The organism is Holdemanella sp. DFI.5.55, from assembly GCF_020593575.1.
GTDB classification, from domain to species: Bacteria; Bacillota_I; Bacilli_A; order Erysipelotrichales; family Erysipelotrichaceae; genus Holdemanella; species Holdemanella hominis.
This window is the reverse complement of record NZ_JAJDMK010000161.1, coordinates 1-1206: the sequence shown is the minus strand read 5'-3', so window position 1 is coordinate 1206 and position 1206 is coordinate 1. Positions and strand designations below refer to the sequence as shown.

Genomic DNA, 1206 nt, shown 5'->3' with positions numbered 1-1206 from the left:
GAGCACCTGCCTTGCACGCAGGGGGTCATCGGTTCGATCCCGATACGCTCCACCATTTATAAAATTTAAACTGCATATGCAGTTTTTTTTTTATATTAAGATTTTGACTTCGGAACAGAGAAATATGATATGTGAAATAGCACTAAAATATCACAAGACATGAATTATCAGGAATGACAAAAACGACTATCGTAATAGCCAACATTTTGTATTTGTCTGTCTTTTAGTTGTTGAATTATTTTTTTTACAATCATCTTATGATCACATTCAGGGCAGTGCATCATATAGTTTTCTTCAGGTTCATTTGGAACTAATTTATCGATCAACTATCTAGGTGCTTCTTCTTCGTAACCGAGTTTTGTACATTTCATCAATATATCTTTTTCAGTATGTTCTGTCATTTCTTTTGTCCTTGAATGAATTATATGTATAAATATACTGCATTGTGGCTTTACATTTACATTGAATTGGATCTTAGGTTAAAAGATTCTATTAAATGAGTGCGGTATTTGAATTTATTGAGTTTGTTTTTAAGGACTTTAGTTTTAGGTTTACGAGAATTATCCTTGTTCTTTTTGATTCCAAGAAGTGCATGTACTTTATCTATGGTTTTCTTAGAAGCATTGGCATCGAATAATTAAGAAATGATAGTCCGGTATATGTATAATAAGGCGGTTTATAAAATCAATCACATTATCTGTGACATCATATCTTTTCTCATCCTTGTGATCATTGTAGAACCAGCTGACAGTATTTGATTCTTTATTGTATTCTGTGATTCTATTTTCAGCCATGGCAGGTCTACCTGCATAGCGAATAAAGTAGTTTACGCAGCAGCCTTGAATATCTTTACTATTTTTGGGATCGCTGTCATTGGATTTGAACTTGGCATAGACATAGAATCCTTTAGGATGATCTTTATAGAGTCTGTTCTTTTCTTCAGGCTTCTTTAATCCACCAGCTTCTTGAATAAGGCGAATCAGTTTCAACTGGAATGTTTGAATGATAAGTTGTGTCCATATATTAATTGTATGTGAATTTAATGTGAACATGTGAGAATATTAATAAATATCACATATTCGCATTGGTGATATAATGATACAAATAAAATGATTTAGAAAGTCTCAAATCTATCTATTAAACCTATTTTGAATATAGTATAATAGAGTCAGATAGAACAGGAGGACTTGTCTTATGAAGGTCTTT

General features: G+C 32.0%; 1 protein-coding gene. It reads right to left on the bottom strand.

What is annotated here, in order from left to right; translation table 11 throughout:
- Positions 1 to 614: 614 nt before the first annotated feature.
- A complete protein-coding gene (locus tag LJE08_RS13535) occupies positions 615 to 1052 on the bottom strand; it encodes a transposase (protein WP_227403521.1) in 438 nt (145 codons plus the stop codon).
- Positions 1053 to 1206: the final 154 nt, after the last annotated feature.